An 18,290-nucleotide genomic window follows, 5' to 3' on the forward strand; every position below is an offset into this window, starting at 1 on the left:
CCCGGATAATAAGGGGTTTGTAGAATTAAATCTTCTCCCATGTTTCCTTGTCAATCATGAAGGAGCGCATTTGGCAAATAGAGCTTTCCATTTACCAAATGCGCCGCTTATATCCCCTCTATCCGCAATAGGTCGATTTTCCTGTACGGGTTTTCGCCTCTATTACCACTCTCCCTTCTGTTTACTAAGAGACAGTTTCAAAAATGTGAGGAAAAGCAACAAACCTGAACAGATAATTACGGGCAATAAAAGTCTAAACCACTCTACCACATTCTCCTTTACTATAAATTCCGGCTTAAACTTCTCCCAATTCTCTTCAAGGACTAAGGCATTATCAAAAATTTTGGGATAGAAATAAAGCCTCAGCTTTTCATGAAATTCATTGGTCTTATCCAAAAATTCCAGGTGACTTGTAGATCCTGTTCCCGCCAGCTTGTTAAAAGCCAGCTGCACATGCATCGTGGGAATAGCCCAAGCAATGCTTCGGCTTACCTGTCCGCGCAGCTCAAGCTTCTCTCTCATGGCATCACTTTCCTCTCTAGCCTCATCATCCCCCATTTGCTGCATGGCATAGTACCAGAGCCAAGTGAATTCCTCTTCATCGTCCACCGGCATGCCATACTCTTCAAACTGCGGATAATGTGCATAAAAATCTGCCATGGTTTCCCGCTTATCAGAATCCCACTTTTTATGATAACCATCCCGCTGCTCGATCATGGTTGCCAGTGCTTCAGGGACCGGGTATCGGTTGCTCACATAGCTATTGATGCCTGCCGGCAGCAGTATAGCCAGCACCAGCCAAAGAGACAGCATCGTAAGGGCATTTAAGCTTGAGTTTTTCTGGAAAACAACCACCAAAAAACAAACAGTAAACCAGAAGATAATGTAGCAGAATCCCAACAGGAAAAAAGCAAAAAGTGCAGCATCAAACGGAATTCCCAAGATCAACTTTGCCGCTGTGAGCAACAGTACAAAAAGAGCTAAAATCACAAGCACTCTTACGGACAACTTGGCCAGCAGGTATTTCAGCTTGGATCTAGACTGAATGGATACAAGCTGCCAAGTCCCCACTTCCTTCTCTTCCGAAAGGAGGTTGAAGGTGAACACGATAATCAGCAGAGGAAGCAGATAGATAATCACAAAGCCCAGATCCAGATTACCTGACTGCAGACTTGAGGGATTTACCAAATCCGTATCGTATTTCTGGCCTTCCAAATTCCGGATTGTGACATGTTGAATGGCCGGATTCACATCACTTTGGCCGATGGAAAGACCAGCCATTTTTTCAGGCTTATTGATCAGGGCAAATTTCAAATAATACATCAACAACCCAAATTCCTCTTGATGAAAGCTGACGTTCCTTTCTATGTGTTCCTGTTGGTAAATCGTAACCTGCTCAGTGGCTCTTTCCTGACGATCCAGAAACTGCTTGCCGATCAGGATTCCCGTCATCCCCAGTACCGAGACCAAGAGTAGACACAGAATAACCACATTTGATCTAAAAAACTGCTTAAACATTAACCGATACATAACTTAAACGGATTTAGCTTTTTTGGAAAGATAAGAGATGTACCATACAGCGGCCAGGCACCATAGCACTAAGGAAATCAAGGATAACAGCTCATTTTTTACAGCTTTGCCAAATGAAAAAAAGCGATGGTGAAAATCAGGCATTTCACTCCAATTCTCCTTGCCTACCACATGGCTTTTACCATCTGAACCGGAAACTTTGGCCGGACTGATATACTCCATTTGAAGTTCATTCATCTTTTGCGCCAGCTCATATCGATACTTTTCTGCCTGATCCTGAAAATCCACATAGGCATCAAAGTCTGTTCCTGATAATGCCATTGACAGATTCTTCACGGCCATGTACGGGTTGATCACCGCAGTCAACTCTGAAATACTGTTTTGCTTCTTGTATATCTGCATCAGCTCATTCAGATGATTGTTATAAATAATAGAACTGTTTTTCTCTCCCTGAGCCATTACAAATCCCCCATAGTTGAAAGGAAGCTCTTCTACGGAGGATACCTGATGGGCATTCAACACAGAATCCTTTAGCTGCTTGAAAAAGGGATCATTGGGATTATGGCTATCACCTTTTTGGATAACCTCCTCTTCTATGACAGATTGAAATTCCACTTTGGAGGGAGACGGAAAGAAATAACTTCCCAGCGCCTGCGAGGATCGGGGTAGCAATACAACCAGTAGAAGCCAAATTGCCAGTAATTTGATAAGCGCATTTTTGGATTTGCCTGAACTGGTGGAGACCGCGATAGTCACCATACTTAGAAGCATAAAAAACATTCCATAAACCAACCCCAATACAAAGAACCTCGGCCATAAGCCTTCAACGTCCCCTCCTTCTGCAATTAGAAAATACAACATTAATAGTCCCACCGGCGCCAGGCATAGCAGGGCCAATGCCATTAATCCAAGCGTTTTCCCCATCAATATTTCCTTCCATCTAGCTCCCTGAGTCAGAATTATCTTCAGTGTCCCATTTTCCCGATCTGCGGAAACAGCCGAAAAACCCAGAAAAAATATAATCAATGGAAAAACCGTCTGAAGTATCATCGCCATACTGAACTCTCCAAATCGCAGAAGACCGGTAGAAAGACTTGCTTCCGAGAAGTTGACGGAATTTTGCTTATGGGCTTCAAGAAACACCGCGTTTCCGGTAAAACTCTCAATACCGGAATCAAACATACTCAAAGGATACTTTTGCCTAAAAGCAAAAGTGCCAAAATGCGCCATTCTATGTGGATGTTTGTCAGGGTTGGACTCCCAGCTTTCCCGCGCTTCATGCTGATAATGACTTCGGATTTCAGATTGCTTTTCATAATTCGTCCATCCCGTATAAGCGCTGAAACACAGCAAGCCAAAAATGATTGTCATCAAAGGATATATAGCCCTGGTTTTGAAGGTATTCATCCAAAAATGTCTGGCTATCAGTAAGACTGTTTCTTTTCTCATGGCTGGATTTAAAATTGGTAAGCTGCTGTCAACATGGCATTCCTCGGCGCCCCGGGAAAAAGCCTAAGATAGTTTTGTGCTCCCACCCAATAAGTCTTGTCCAATAGGTTGTTCACTTTCAAAGTCAGCTGAAAATCACTTTTCTTAGGGGCATAGTAGATTGCCATATCTACCAATGTGTATTCCGGTACAGTAAAATCTCTGGTAAACCACGGGATCTTATCTCCGCTGTATTGTACTCCCAACCCAACTCCTATATCTTCAAAAAATCCATTGACAAAATTATACCTTGTCCAAAGATTGGCACTGTTGGTAGGTGTGTTTTCTTTCCGTTTGCCACTCAATGTATTGTCAACATCCCGGACAATCTCCGCATCGATGTAGCTATATGCAGCATTCACTTGCCAATTCGAAGAAATGTAGCCGTTCAGTTCCACTTCTACCCCCCTGCTCCTATCAGCACCTCTTTGTACCAAAGAATCAGGGAATTCCGGCAAGTTGGCATTCATCAGGATATTCTTCTGATTGATCTCATAGAGCGCAACCGAAGCACTCAATCTGCTGTCAAGAAATTCTCCTTTTGCACCGATCTCCTTCAAATCACTAAGGAGAGGCTTGAATCGTGCGGGAGAATTTGGATCCCAGAAAAATGCGGCTGTGCTCGGCATCAGCGATACGGTATTGGACTGGGGCTGGAATCCTTCCAGGTAAGTTGCATATACGTTTATGTCTTTGGTGACTCCATAGGTGAGCCCTATTCTAGGGATCAACGCAGAATTTTTAAAACTTGCCTCTTGTGCTATATCGTAGTTGGTAATATCCTCAAACCTTTCCTGTCTTAGACTAAGCAAGGAAGAAAACCTACCGAATTTCACTTGATACTGTACATAAGCGCTATTGGTAGTGGTCAAGGTAGGTGGGACACTGAAAATTGAATTGAAGTTATAATCCTCTGTATTTAGCGTCTCATAGGTGGGATTGTTCAGGTCAAAATGAGGCACATTAGGCACCGGTAGCGTCATACCGTTGACCTCGTAAGTCATGTAATCCTGAGCTGCGGTGGGATCAAATCCATTGGTGACTGTACCATCCGCCCGCAAGTATCCACGTGCGGAATTCTGTTTTCCTCCTTTTGTCTTGTGCCACCGGCTCAGATCGTATCCGACCAACACTTTATGACCTACTTTTCCCGTATTGAAATCCGCATCAAAATATGTACTGAGGTTATCAGTATCCCAGAATTGCTGACGCTCCACATAGCGCATACTTACCAGACTAGGTACAGGATTGTTGGCTATATCCACCGCAAAAGCATTTGTCGTGCGATGCTCAGCCAAATCTTCCGTCCAGGTCTGCTTCATATAAGCCACATTGAAATTGGCAAAAGCGGTCAGCTTCTGGCTGAGATTTGACATAAACACCAGCTCGGTAGACCGAAAGAAATCATCACCGGCACTTAGACTACGGCTGATAGGCGTACTGTTGAGCTTAGTTGCGCCAGCTTCTGCACCGAAAATAGGTTGCCCTCTGTCCAGCGTACCTTTATTGTCACTGTAGATCATTTCTACATTTATAGCGGTACGATCATTGGGCACATAGCTAAAAGAAGGTGAAACCAAGAAGGCATCATTCTGGATCTGATCACGAAATGATTTCCCTTCCTGCATTCCTATATTTAAGCGGTAGAGTAAAGTTTTTTCCTGATTTACAGGCCCTGTGAAATCCAATGTCCCACGGAATGTACTAAAGCTTTCGACACTCATTCTGATCTCCTTTCTATTATCTTTCAATGGTTTCTTGGTGACCATGTTGATACTTCCTCCGGGATCTACGCTCGAAAAGGTCACTGACGCGGGCCCCTTCAGTACTTCCACACGTTCAATATTTGCCGTAATGGGCTGAAGAAAAAAGTACTGATGCGTACGCATTCCATTTAGAATCTGCCCTTCTTCATTCTGGGTAATGCCCCGGATGTTGTAATGATTGTAAAATCCCGTAGAACTCACTCCGCTCACAATCTTGACTGCGTCTGACAATTGGTACGCCTGCCTATCGTCAATAAGCTCCTTGGTCACTACGGATAGAGACTGTGGCAAATCCCTGTTTTTAATCCCAATTTTGGTAGCGGAAAATGAATAATCACTGGTATAATCCCGCTGCGCACGACCGATCACCTCAATGGTCTGAAGTTGCTGCTCATCGTCCGCCAGAACTATATTTCCCAAATCCTTGCTGCCCCCGCCTTCTATAGCTATAGTACTTCGGTATGTTTTATACCCAAGGAATCTTATTTCCAACTGAACAGTCTTCTTTCCTTCTATCGAAAGTTCAAAGTAGCCGTTCACATCCGTTATCGCTTGGGCTATTTCCTGATCATGTTGGATCTGCACCCTGGCTCCGGGAAGCGAGGCATTATCAGGTGTCGTGACAGTACCTCTAATTAAAACCTGAGCAGTCACAGGCAGGCATAAGAATGCCGTGAAAAATAGGAAAACTATAAATCTTAAATTCATGTGTTTAGATAGTTTTCAAATACAATTCCTGCAATTCCTTGGCATCGACATCTTTGGCTGTGGCCATGTGAACCAGTTCTCCTTCTTTCATGATGCCTATTTTTGTTCCCACATTTACGGCATTGAAAATGTCATGAGTGGCCATAAAAATTGACGTACCGTTAGAAGCCAATTCCTTACAAATCGCAGTAAATTCCGCAGTAGCTTTTGGATCTAGTCCTGATGTCGGCTCGTCCATAAAAATAACCTCAGCATGCTTTGAGAGGGCAATGGAAATACCCACTTTTTGACGCATCCCTTTCGAATAAGTGGATAATGGGCGGGAAATAACCTCCCGCTGTAGGCCTGATTTAACTAAAAAAGATTCTAATTCTTGCCTCGAATAGTTAAAACCCGCCATTCTACTAAACAGATCCAAATTCTCTATCCCTGATAGATTACCATAGAGTTGGACTATTTCCGGAATGTAGGCTATCAGTTTATTGAAGTCGGAGGAGTTAGGTTTGATTTCAATACCGTTGATTAGTGCCTTTCCGGATGTCGATGGAATCAACCCAAGAAAAATATTTATGGTAGTCGTCTTTCCGGCGCCGTTCTGACCCAGCAAACAAAACACTTCTCCCTTTTCAATTCTAAGATTTAGCCCCTTGAGCGCCTGGAATGTCCCATAGCTCTTGGTTAGATTGATGGCTTCAAGCATCGTAAATGATTAAGTTATATTGCAACAATATTGCAAATATGACACAATCCATCTTTTTATGCAATGGTGCGGGGAATTAAAGATTGAAAATATTTCTGCCTAATTGCTTTCTGTACGGAAACGACTTTTGGGAAGGAAGCACCATCGGTCAATAGAACCGCAGGTTCAAAATTAAGTCAAGGTCCAAAATGAGTATTATACTTGGGCAATAGAAGCTCTAGGCATAAAACACTGAATACACCAGAAGAAAAGCACATATACACCATAAATATTCTTTCTTTAAATTAGACAGCCAAAATCAACTTTCCTTGTAGCGTTTACTATTATTCCATGAAGTTCAAAGTTCCATTTCATTTCCTGTCAATTCTTGTTTTATCATTTGCTTTCACCGCTTTTCAGCAACAAACTGAAGAGAAGAAAACCCTCTACTTGATCGGAGATTCTACAGTAAGAAATGACGGAGAAGGAAATTTGCAGCGGGGCTGGGGGAATTTCCTGCAGGAGTTTTTTGACAGTACCAAACTGACCGTCAGTAATCAGGCTATGGCCGGCAGAAGCACCAGAACCTTTATCAAAGAAGGGAGATGGGATCAAGTTCTCGAAAGGCTCAAGCCGGGAGATTATGTGATTATGCAGTTTGGTCACAACGAAGGAAGTGCACCTGATACTACGAAAGCCGGTTACCGTGGCGTATTGAGAGGAACGGGCGATGAAACAATCGAACTCACCTGGCCTGACGGCAGTCCGGAAACGGTTCATACCTATGGATGGTATTTGGAAAAATTCATCAGCGATACCAAAGCGAAAGGGGCAACTCCCATCGTGGCATCCATGATTCCGAGAAATAAATTTCAGGATGGAGAAACAGAAAGGGCCAATCAGGATTTTGGGAAATGGGCCAAGGAATCAGCAAGAAAACAGGGAGCCTCCTTTATTGACCTCAATTCAATAGTTGCTGACCAATACGACAAATGGGGTCAGGAAGTCGTAAAGGGACTTTTTGAAAGAGATCACACCCATACCAATAAAGCCGGAGCTAGGATCAATGCCTGGTCAGTTACGGAGGGATTACGGGATTTGACTACTTGCGACTTGAAAGATTATTTGACAAAGGATAAACCTACCCTCTTTTTAATCGGAGATTCCACCGTGAAAAATGGGCAAGGTGACGGTGCCGGAGGACTTTGGGGATGGGGAGATTTTATTGCTCCGTATTTTGACCAAGACAAAATCAAAGTCCAAAATCATGCACTCGGTGGTACAAGCAGCCGAACGTTTCAGACGTATGGACATTGGGATAAGGTTTTGGATAAATTAGAACCCGGAGATTACCTGATTATGCAGTTTGGGCATAATGACTCAAGTCCGCCGGATGATGAAGCCAGAGCCCGGGGCACGATCAAAAGTGCCGGATTGGAAGCGGAAAACATATACAATCCCATCACCAAGCGTCAGGAAACGGTTTATTCCTATGGTCAATATTTACGTCAGATGATTTTGGCCGCCAAAGCCAAGGGAGTCACTCCTATTGTCTGTTCGCTGATTCCCCGAAACAACTGGAAAGACGGCAAAGTCATCACGGCAGAGACGGATTATGGCCTCTGGGCAAAGAAGGTGGCCGAGGACACTGAAACTGCCTTTATAGACTTAAATCTACTGGTGGCAGCGAAGTACGATGAACTGGGCGAGGAATATGTGAAAACACATTTCTTTAACAATACGGATCACACACATACTGTAGAAGAAGGTGCTGAACTGAATGCAGAACTAGTAACGAACGCCATTAAAATGTTGGCAGAGAATGGTTTAAAATCTTTTCTTAAGGAGTGATTATGAATTTATGTATTTAGAATAGTGTCTAGCTTAAAGTAATAAAATTCCCCTACCTGCTATCTTCCTTGGTTTGCGGCTTGACCAAGGTGGCGATTGTATCGCTCAACTTTGATTTACGACTAAGTACATTCTTCAGATTTACGAAAAAAGTCATGTGATGCAACAAATCTCCTATTTTACCAATCCGCTTTATCTGTTAGGCCTTTTTACCCGCCTTGCTTTTGGATTATTTCGTGTTGTCAATGCAATATTAGATAACGCAATCAATAAAAAGAAAATAGGGATATAGGGTGGTTTGATTTTAAGCGGCAAAATATCAGCAGGTACATTCGGATTTAGATGAACATATACTCCTGTAAGCATTACTATGATGATCGTGAAAAACGAAATAGTTGTCAAAAGAGCATATAATTTCGTTGGGATTCTCTGTCTGTAGATCAAGCATACTAAGAGAGTTAGCCCAACGGCAATCTCTCCCATAATACCCATAACGTATGATAGTTGACCTAGACCACTATTAGTAACCTGAGCCATGTACCAGCTCTTGAAGGGATTTATAAATTTAAGAATACCAAATAGAAACATTGATATGGCCAAAAACCAAGTGGTAATTTTTGTATATGTCATATATTAGTTGATTAAGTTTAAGACAAAATTGCAACTAATACTTAAAAGTAGTTTGGCGATAAAGTCCAAAAAATGAGACAAGAAGCTCAAATGATCTTCGAAACTTTACTTCTTCGGTGTTCAGTCGGAGTCAAATTATATTTCAGTTTAAATAATTTGGCAAAATGAGAAGTGTCACTAAATCCAACTTCATAACAAATTTCACTAACAGAAAAATCCGTTGATGCCAACAAACTCTTCGCCTTTAAAAGTTTTTGTTCTTTAATGTAATTGGCAGGAGTGTCGTTGAAATAACTTTCAAAATCCCGTTTAAAAGCAGATAAACTTCGACCTGAAAGTACTGCCAATTCCGGTATTGTAATGTTTGAAAATAGATGGGCTTGAATTACTTCCTTAAAACCTGCTTTTCTCGGGGTAAACAAATGAGAAAATAAACTGATGATATTTTCATAGTTGTTGGTTTGAAGCAGTACTAGTATAAGTTCTTTTATTTTAAGTTTCAATAATTCATCGCTAACCAATGTTGGATTCTGAAAGTAGAACTCCAAGCTTTCAATGAAGTGAATTATGATGTCCTGCTTTTCAATTTTTTGGGCAAAATATTTTTCACCAGTTGGTTTAACAAAGCTGGGTACTTCGTCTTTGTATAGTTCTTTCAGAATGCCCTTATGAAGATGTATTGCAAAAATTTCACAATTCTGATGTTCGGATTTTTGAATTAATTCCGCAAAATAACTTCCACATTTCAACAGCACACTCTCTGAAACATGGATGGTCAACTTCTCAGTAGAAGAATTCAGTATACTTTCTCCGTCCTTGATAAATAAGAAACAAGCTTCATTTTGAAAAATCTCGCCATATCTAAATGGAGCCCTTATGAGTAATTTTTCAATTACACATTTGTTATTTAAGTCAAAATGTTTTCTGTCGATTATCATCTGTTTGATTCATGTCCGGGTGTCCGGGAGGCTTACAGCTAATAGGCTTCTCTACTCCTCCGTCCTCACAAGCTGCTTCACCTCTTTACCATTGATTGTGACATTTTTAAATTTAGCGTTTATAAAGTGATTAACCTTGAAAAACTCATCCACGCCATTGATAGTGCTGTTTATCATTTGAAAGTTCTCCACAGGAGATTCCTCGTAAGCATCGATCATCACCGCATATTTTCCACCATCTTCCACCTGTAGATTATCCACGGTTACATTCTTAATTTGAGGAATATGATCTCCTTCTTCTTCGTAGAACATATTGAACCGCACCGCTGCTTCCTTGTATTTACCCACTTTCACATTTCGCATATAGACATTCTCCACGGTTCCACCACGCTTGGAACTCGTTTTGATACGAAGAACCCGATCCAGATTTTCGCTGCTCATCACCAGGTCCTGCGCATAAATATTCTTTGCTCCTCCGGAAATCTCTGATCCGATCACCACACCCCCATGACCTTCCTTCATCGTACATCCCTCGATGATAAAATTCTCAGAAGCCACTCCTATGTTTCTTCCGTCCTGATTTCTGCCAGATTTGATCGCAATACAATCATCGCCAGTGTCGAAATAAGTATCCTTGATCAGTACATTTTTGCAGGCTTCCGGATCTACTCCGTCATTGTTTGGTCCCAGTGTTTCTATCCTCAATCTCTCGATCGTGATATTTTCGCTCAACACAGGATGAATATTCCACATCGGTGAATTGATCAGTTTCACATCCTGAAGAAGAATGTTTTTGCACTTGTAAAACTGTACAAACTGGGGACGCAGGTAATGCCCTTCACCGAATATCCTCTCTTCAGCGGGCACTTCATCGGCTACCATTTGATGAAGCAGCATTCGGGCTTCGGTCTGTCTTCCCATGCCCTCTTTCCATCCGTAATGGTTTGCCCCGCACCACCACCACCAGTTCTTCATATCTGCATTTCCATCCAAAATGCCTTTTCCCGTCACGGCTATATTTTCCTGCCCAAATGCGTAAATAAAAGGCGAATAATTCATCAACTCCATGCCTTCCCAGCGGGAAAATACTACAGGAAGATAATCCTTATCATCTTGACTAAACTGAATAAGTGCCCCATCCTCCAAATGCAAATTGACATTTGATTTGAGATGAATCGCTCCCGTGAGCCATGTTCCTTCGGGTACTACCACACGTCCACCGCCAGCTTCATTGCAAGCCTTGATAGCTGCTGCAAAAGCATCGGTATTCTTAAATTTCCCTCCCATTTTAGCTCCAAAATCAGTAATCCAAAAGTCCTGATCCTTAAATTCAGGAGCTACGATCTGCGCACGGATTGATGGCAGCAAATCCCAAGGATCTTCTTCGGCCACAACTTCTATCCCGGTATAGGAAGTTTTGGAATTACAGCCTTGCGTCAGACCTATCGCAAGACAAAAAATCAAATAGAAAATATTTTTTGAATGGGAGAAAAATGGAATTGACTTCATAACAGAATTGAATTTTGGTTGATTACTCAGCTCGTGACAGACGCTGTTTTATGCAATTTTAGTTAAGGCTTTTGCACAAGGGATTCTTACGCCACTTACTGCAGAGTCCTATTTATGACTCTTCTTTAGATTCATGATTTGATGTTTGTTGCGCAATATTCAATAGGTTTTTGCACAGAAAACTTATCCTTTTGCTTGAATAAGCAACTTTTCACGGATTAAATTAATATTTCTATGATCATCGACTTATTCATTTTTCTAACCGGATAGCTTTTATAAATTACGTACTGTATCGTTTCTTATTACCAATTTATAGTACCCAAAATGCCAAGAAAATTAGCTTTCCGGATGAAACTGATCCCGGGTTTTGAAGAGGAATATGAAAGAAGACACCGGGAGATTTGGCCCGAACTGGTCACTTTACTCAAAGATGCCGGAATCCTGGATTACCAGATCTTTTTGGACAGGGAAACTTCCAGTCTATTTGCCTTTCAGGTGATTGAGGGGGAAGCTAATTCCCAAGAACTAGGCAGCACATGGATCGTCCAACGCTGGTGGAAACACATGGCTGATATCATGGAAACCAATCCAGACAACTCTCCTATTTCAGTAGAACTCCCAAACGTTTTTGATCTTCAAAACTCCATTTCCAATGACCCCAAAGTACAGAAGCTTATTTTTATTCACTCCACTTATACTATTACTATTTCTGGGGTCTCAACAGGTAGAGAAGGAAGTTCCTGCTTCCGGCGAATGGCCCGAAATCACCCAAACTGCCAAACCTTGGACCCGCTGGTGGTGGATGGGAAACGCCGTGGATGAAACGAATCTTTCCAACCTGCTAGAGATATACCACAAAGCAGGACTTGGCGGAGTAGAAATCGCTCCTATCTATGGAGCAAAAGGCTATGAAGATCGCTACATCCACTTCCTTTCTGAAGATTGGTTGAGCATGCTTGATTTTACGGTGAACAAAGCTCATGGGCTCGGAATGGGTGTGGATATGACACAGGGAACAGGCTGGCCATTTGGAGGCCCGCAAGTAAGTGTGGAAAATGCAGCTACACGGCTGGTGATTCAGGAGTATCAAAAAACAGATGGAGAGGCACTTTCTACTCCAATTATATTTCAAAAGAAAAAAGGAACTCAGTCAGATGCTCAATTGATCGCAGTGATGGCATATGACCAGAATACCAATGCGAAGGAAATCACTGCCTATGTGGATGATAAGGGAAAGCTAACTTGGGATGAAACGGGCGAATGGAACATCAAAGCCATTTTCATGGACAAAACAGGCCAGATGGTCAAAAGAGCGGCACCGGGTGGGGTTGGATTTACGCTGGACCATTTCAGCAAAAGTGCTGTTGATTCCTACAATTCGTATTTTAAAAAGGCATTTGCAGGAAAAGATTATGGTATCCGGGCATTTTATAATGACAGTTTTGAAGTATATGGAGCAGATTTTACCACCAACTTTTTTGAAGAATTTGAAAAACGTAGAGGATATGATTTGAAAGAATTTTTACCATACCTGGAAAGTGAAGAAAACCTGGATATAGTGCGGAGAGTAAAATCTGACTACAGGGAGACGATCAATGATCTCCTGCTAACCAATTTTACCAAAAATTGGACAAATTGGGCACACAGCCAATCGAAATTGACCAAAAATCAAGCTCACGGATCTCCGGGAAATCTGCTCGATCTCTATGCTGCGGTGGATATTCCCGAATGCGAGACGTTCGGATCAAGCTATTTTCCTATCCCGGGCCTGAGGAGAGACAGCGCAGACATTCGAAATGTAGATCCGGATCCGATCATGCTGAAGTTTGCATCGTCAGCGGCTCATTTGACAGGCAAGAATCTAGTCTCCTCCGAGACCTTCACTTGGCTCGGTGAGCATTTCAAATCATCCTTTGCCCAGATGAAACCCGAAGTAGAGCAGGCATTCCTTGCGGGAGTCAACCACATATTCTATCATGGCGTCACTTACAGCCCGGAAGATGTGCCCTATCCCGGTTGGTTGTTTTATGCTTCACTCAATCTAACTCAGCAAAATAGCCTTTGGCCTCACTTCAAGGGATTCAATGACTACATTGCCAGATCACAGGCGATTTTGCAAGCCGGAAAAGCGGATAATGAATTGTTGGTCTATTGGCCTGTCTACGATGTCTGGGCGGAGCCAAAAGGACGGATGGAAATGATCACCGTCCATGCAGTGGATGAATGGCTGCACCCTACGGAGTTTTATAAGCAATCCAAAAAACTGATGGAGGCTGGTTATTCCCTAGACTTTATTTCGGACGATATGATTGGAAATTCAGAAGTTGCTAATAGCCTGATTAAAACATCAGAACAAAATTCCGGAAAGGTTTTGATAATTCCGGAAACGGAATTTATGCCAATCGGGACACTCAAAAATATTCTCAGACTGGCAGAAGCCGGTGCAAAAGTGATCTTCCAGTCCAAACCAAAATCCATCCCCGGCTTACACATTGACCAAAAGTCAAGAGAAAGTGAATTCAATCAATTATGGACTTCTATGTCTTTTGAAGAAGGGAAATCAACTCTTGGAAAAGGTGGAATATATCTTTCGGATGAGCTGGGTAAGACCTTAGCGCAGTTAGGGATTTATCGGGAAAGCTTAGTCGATTCCGGATTGGATTTCATCCGAAGAAAAGTTGCAGACGGCAGCTACTACTTTCTGGTGAACCATAGTTCGGATGCCATATCCCAGACGATCTCACTTAACACCAAAGCAGAAACCGTGATGGCAATGGATCCTCTTACAAGCAAAACAGGCCTTCTTCCTTCCCAACAAACAGCAGGGGGAACAAGCGTCACAGTCCATCTCAAATCAGGAGAATCTATTTTTCTAAAAACATTTGATCAGAAGACCAATTTACAAATAGCGGTCTGGCCCGATTACTCCAAGACTTCAGGCACAACAGATATATCGAAAAACTGGGAGGTGAACTTTACTCAGGGACAACCAAAACTCCCTTCCCCCCAGGCTTTGGTAATCATCAAACCTTGGACAGACAACGGCGATCCTGAAGCCGATGACTTCTCCGGTCAGGCGGGCTATTCCTCTGAATTCGAATTCAGAAAGACTACGGGAAATCAGTATTTATTGACCATTGACAAGGTGTATGAAAGTGCAAAAATCTGGATCAATGGAGCGTATGCAGGAAATATCTGGAGTATTCCCTACCAACTTGATATAAGTGAACAGCTACAGAATGGGAAAAACACCATCAGAATAGAAATAGCCAACCTAATGGCAAATAGCATTCGATGTCTGGATAGAAACGGAATAGAATGGAGAAATTACCATGAAATCAATTTTGTAAATATAGATTATAAACCATTTGACGCCAGCAATTGGAAAACAATGCCATCCGGACTCGATGGGAAAATTGAGATTTTAGAATTTGACCAATAATCAACACACTGATAACCTCCTTCCTCTTTATACCCATATACTACAGGATACATGAACGTGCCTCCTATCCTAATTTGAACTTCAGCCCAAAAGAAAACCTATGTCATCAACCCAAAACCTAAAACAGCGGCTCGAAGCTGTCAATGAATACGAGCGGACTCCAATTCCCAAGAACAAACTTAAAGGCTGGAAAAGCTTTATAGGCACCTACGCCGGCGAACATACTGCAGGAACTGAGTTTGTGCTTGGGCCTCTTTTCGTAGCACACGGTGCATCCGCCGGAGATTTGGTAAGTGGCTTGCTCTTAGGAAATATTCTAGCCATCCTCAGCTGGGCATTTTTCACAGGAAAAGTAGCCGTAAAGACCCGTACCACGCTTTATTACCAACTAGAAAAAATCGCAGGCAATCGATTTACGCTGGTCTATAACTTAGTAAACGCCGCGTTATTCTGCTTCTTGGCTGGCTCTATGATCGCAGTATCCGCTACAGCTGTTGGCATACCTTTTAATCTTCAAATGCCTTCCTTGACCGACGTTTATCCAAACAGTGTGGGATGGATTATCACCGTTTTCGGAATCGGTGCTATCACTACTGTTGTGGCAATGTTTGGCTTCAATGTGATCTCAAAATTCGCCAATATCGCAGCGCCATGGATGATTATGGTCTTTATAGCTGCTGCGGTGGGCGTATTGCCGAGATTGGGAATCAACTCATTTTCTGAATTTTGGCCGGTAGCAGAAAGCACTATTTGGACTGGAATTCCTCTTGAAGGACAGAGCAAATTCACGTTTTGGCATATCCTATTCTTTGCTTGGTTTTGCAATATGGGCATGCATATCGGAATGGCAGATATGTCCATCTTACGCTATGCCAAGAAGTGGACGTATGGTTTTTCCACTACGGGAGGTGTATTTTTAGGGCATTTCATAGCATGGATGGCTTCTGGGATTTTGTATTCACTCTTCCTTTTGGAGTCACAGGGCAGCTTGGTATTTGCTCCAGGCCCCATCGCCTACGAAGCTGCCGGAATAGCAGGTGCTGTTTGTGTGGTGATTGCCGGTTGGACCACTGCAAACCCAACGCTTTACAGAGCGGGACTTGCCATCCAATCCATTAACCCCAAATGGAAGACCTGGAAGGTTACGCTCTTTGTAGGATTGGTAACCACGATCGCAGCTTGCTTTCCAGCTTTGGTAATGCAGTTATTAGAATTCGTAGCTCTCTATGGGCTGATCTTGATGCCGCTCGGTGCGGTTATATTCTTGGATGTATTTGTCTTTCCGAAAATGGGACTCGCAAGCAATTATGCAGAATTGACCAAGTCACATTTCAATCCGGCTGTGGGAATCACCTGGGCCATATCACTGGTCTTCTGTCTGGGACTGAATATCTGGGGAGGAATTGAAATCTTCTTTCTTGGACTTCCGGGCTGGTTTGTAGCTGTTTTTGTTTACCTACTTGCTTCAAAAGCTATTCAGAAAAAAGTAATATCTGTTTCTCCTACTCTCCCCTTAACTTATTGATTATGAAAATCCTATTAAAAATCATATCATTCGCTGCTTTAGCATTGACACTCATTCCCTCTTTCTTGGTTTTAAATGGGATAATTACCCCCGAACTTTCCAAAACATTGATGCTGGCCGGAACGGTAATCTGGTTTGGCTCAGCTTCCTTTTGGATGAACAAAACTGAGAAAGAAGAGGAGATTGGATAGGCTATATTAAAAAATGTGATTATCCGTAATGATCCCAGTAACCCTATTCTCTTTGCTTTACTGGACGGAAGACCGAAGACGGGTGACCGAAGTATCCTTGACGCTAGTGTTTTCCGAATCCTATTATGCTTTTATTGTTTTACTGGAAGAAAAGCGGATATACATATTAAAAAAAAAAATAAAGTCCTACTTCTAGATAAGCCAGGCATCTATCATTAAACCTGGACTATGCATTAGGATTCGTAGCGAGGGTTCAAACTGCAAGAAAATCAGTCACTTTGGAGATCGAGTCGTAGCACTGCTACGGTGAGAGCGAAAAGTGAAGCATAGCGACTGATTTTGAGGCGGTTTGAAGCCGTAGTAGATTTGCTAATGCATAATGCGGGTTAAAGCGCAACTGCTAAAAATATTTATAATCAGCGACCTTTTCTGCGGAAATCAGCGGGAAACAACCAAATATAGTCCAGCTTCTGGAGAAGCAGGACAACAAAACTTTGACTAACGTAACGGTACCCTTTGCGTAATCTTCACGGCCTTAGCGGTTAAAAAAACATAATCTATGAAACTTACATCAGATCAAATACAAGATCAGAATTTATTAAAATTAAGCGAGCATGCCCGAAACTTTGAATTCCTGGCAACAAGCCTGGACAAGAAAGGCTACAAGGTTGAAGAACTGATTTCCAAGCTTCAAGCCTTGCAAATAGCTATCCCGAGCTGGGCATTGGGAACCGGCGGAACCCGGTTTGGACGATTCTCCGGCGGTGGAGAACCAGCGACCCTGATCCAAAAAATCCAGGATGTAGGAATTCTTCATGCACTTAATCAATCCAGCAATGCAGTTTCTCTTCATATACCCTGGGATATACCCAATGATTACCAATCCATTAAAGAAAGTGCTTCAGAAGTAGGAATCGGCTTCGATGCCGTAAATTCAAATACGTTTCAGGATCAGACCAATCAAGTTCAAAGCTACAAATTCGGTTCCTTGGCCAATTCTGAATCCGCCGTTCGTGAGTTGGCTGTAGAGCACAATAAGCAAGTAATCGAGATTGGAGAGAAATTGGGTTCCAAAGCATTGACAGTCTGGCTGGCGGATGGAAGCAGTTTTCCCGGTCAGCATAGCCTCAGAAAATCTCTGGAAAACACGCATTTGTCCCTACAGGAAATCTATAAAGATGTGCCTGAAGACTGGAAACTCCTTATTGAGTACAAGCCCTATGAGCCCTATTTCTACAGCACAGTCATCCAGGATTGGGGAACTTCATTTCTCCTGGCCAATAAACTAGGCAAAAAAGCGTATACGCTTGTGGATCTTGGTCACCACTTACCCAATACAAATATTGAACAGATTGTGGCCACGCTCATGACAGAAGGAAAATTGGGCGGGTTCCACTTCAATGATTCCAAATATGGGGATGATGACCTGACCGTAGGCAGCATCAAACCATACCAGTTATTCTTGATTTTTCAGGAACTGGTGAAGGGTTTTGAAGAAACCAATAATCCCCCACTTTCCTGGATGATCGATGCCAGTCATAATCTGAAGGATCCTATGGAAGACCTGATTCAATCCGTTCAGGCAATTAAGCTTGCTTATGCACAAGCACTTTTAGTGGATAGCAAATCTTTGGAAGCTGCACAGGAAACTCATGATGTGACCGGGGCACAAGAAATATTGCAGGATGCCTATAGAACCGATCTTCGTCCTTTACTTGCTGAAGCCATACGCAGGTCAGGCGGAGCAATTGATCCAATCGGTTCATTTAGAAATCTTAAAGTAAGGGAATCACTAATCAATGAAAGAGGCTTAAAATCAGTAGCTTCTGGGTTATAATTTAATCAAATTAAAAAAGTAACTTTTCCAAAGTTTGAAACTTTGGAAAAGTTACAAAACTCCCTTAAACTGATATTTTAAGGTTCGAGGCATCTTTTCTAAATGAACTGCTCTTTGCGGTTCTCTGCAAAAACTTCTGTGCGATTTGCGGTTTAATTTTACTTTTTTTCATACTCAACTAAGGGTAATCCCTCCC

Annotated in this window: 13 protein-coding genes; 6 read left to right on the forward strand and 7 right to left on the reverse strand. The window is 42.4% G+C overall.

Features of this window, described 5'->3' with window-relative positions; genetic code table 11:
* Positions 1–162: 162 nt before the first annotated feature.
* From ID165_RS09590 to ID165_RS09605, 4 genes are read right to left on the reverse strand one after another with little or no spacing between them, the layout of a single operon-like run.
* On the reverse strand, positions 163–1,530 hold the full coding sequence (locus ID165_RS09590; RefSeq protein WP_192350119.1) for a DUF3526 domain-containing protein: 1,368 nt from the start codon (positions 1,528–1,530) through the stop codon (positions 163–165).
* Between the two features lie 3 nt (positions 1,531–1,533).
* Entirely contained in the window at positions 1,534–2,979 is a 1,446-nt protein-coding gene (locus ID165_RS09595) for a DUF3526 domain-containing protein (RefSeq protein WP_192350120.1), read from the reverse strand.
* A gap of 8 nt (positions 2,980–2,987) precedes the next feature.
* Positions 2,988–5,492, reverse strand: coding sequence for a TonB-dependent receptor domain-containing protein (locus tag ID165_RS09600; protein WP_192350121.1), 2,505 nt, complete (start codon positions 5,490–5,492; stop codon positions 2,988–2,990).
* A 4-nt stretch (positions 5,493–5,496) separates the two neighbouring features.
* Positions 5,497–6,192, reverse strand: coding sequence for an ABC transporter ATP-binding protein (locus tag ID165_RS09605; protein ID WP_192350122.1), 696 nt, complete (start codon positions 6,190–6,192; stop codon positions 5,497–5,499).
* A 330-nt stretch (positions 6,193–6,522) separates the two neighbouring features.
* Here ID165_RS09605 and ID165_RS09610 point away from each other — a divergent pair, with 330 nt between their 5' ends.
* On the forward strand, positions 6,523–8,022 hold the full coding sequence (locus ID165_RS09610) for a rhamnogalacturonan acetylesterase (RefSeq protein WP_192350123.1): 1,500 nt from the start codon (positions 6,523–6,525) through the stop codon (positions 8,020–8,022).
* Positions 8,023–8,214: 192 nt separating this feature from the next.
* Here the strand turns inward: ID165_RS09610 and ID165_RS09615 are convergent, their stop codons facing one another.
* The 3 genes from ID165_RS09615 to ID165_RS09625 form a co-directional block, all read right to left on the reverse strand.
* The gene (locus ID165_RS09615; protein WP_192350124.1) at positions 8,215–8,652 is read right to left on the reverse strand and encodes a hypothetical protein; all 438 of its coding nucleotides are present in this window, start codon (positions 8,650–8,652) and stop codon (positions 8,215–8,217) included.
* Positions 8,653–8,738: 86 nt separating this feature from the next.
* On the reverse strand, positions 8,739–9,590 hold the full coding sequence (locus tag ID165_RS09620) for an AraC family transcriptional regulator (RefSeq protein WP_192350125.1): 852 nt from the start codon (positions 9,588–9,590) through the stop codon (positions 8,739–8,741).
* A 51-nt stretch (positions 9,591–9,641) separates the two neighbouring features.
* Entirely contained in the window at positions 9,642–11,099 is a 1,458-nt protein-coding gene (locus ID165_RS09625) for a glycoside hydrolase family 28 protein (RefSeq protein WP_192350126.1), read from the reverse strand.
* A gap of 348 nt (positions 11,100–11,447) precedes the next feature.
* Between ID165_RS09625 and rhaM the strand changes: the two genes are divergently transcribed.
* From rhaM to ID165_RS09650, 5 genes are all read left to right on the forward strand, one after another.
* Positions 11,448–11,921: an L-rhamnose mutarotase gene (gene rhaM, locus ID165_RS27095; protein ID WP_370539744.1), complete on the forward strand. Its 474-nt coding sequence runs from the start codon at positions 11,448–11,450 to the stop codon at positions 11,919–11,921.
* Positions 11,809–14,541, forward strand: coding sequence for a glycosyl hydrolase (locus tag ID165_RS09635; RefSeq protein WP_370539757.1), 2,733 nt, complete (start codon positions 11,809–11,811; stop codon positions 14,539–14,541). The genes rhaM and ID165_RS09635 overlap by 113 nt, the downstream gene beginning before the upstream one ends.
* A 100-nt stretch (positions 14,542–14,641) precedes the next feature.
* The gene (locus ID165_RS09640; protein WP_192350128.1) at positions 14,642–16,066 is read left to right on the forward strand and encodes a cytosine permease; all 1,425 of its coding nucleotides are present in this window, start codon (positions 14,642–14,644) and stop codon (positions 16,064–16,066) included.
* A gap of 2 nt (positions 16,067–16,068) precedes the next feature.
* The gene (locus ID165_RS09645) at positions 16,069–16,257 is read left to right on the forward strand and encodes a hypothetical protein (RefSeq protein WP_192350129.1); all 189 of its coding nucleotides are present in this window, start codon (positions 16,069–16,071) and stop codon (positions 16,255–16,257) included.
* Positions 16,258–16,816: 559 nt separating this feature from the next.
* A complete protein-coding gene (locus ID165_RS09650) occupies positions 16,817–18,094 on the forward strand; it encodes a sugar isomerase (RefSeq protein ID WP_192350130.1) in 1,278 nt (425 codons plus the stop codon).
* Positions 18,095–18,290 lie beyond the last annotated feature (196 nt).

Origin of the sequence: Algoriphagus sp. Y33 (assembly GCF_014838715.1) — a bacterium.
Classification (GTDB): domain Bacteria; phylum Bacteroidota; class Bacteroidia; order Cytophagales; family Cyclobacteriaceae; genus Algoriphagus.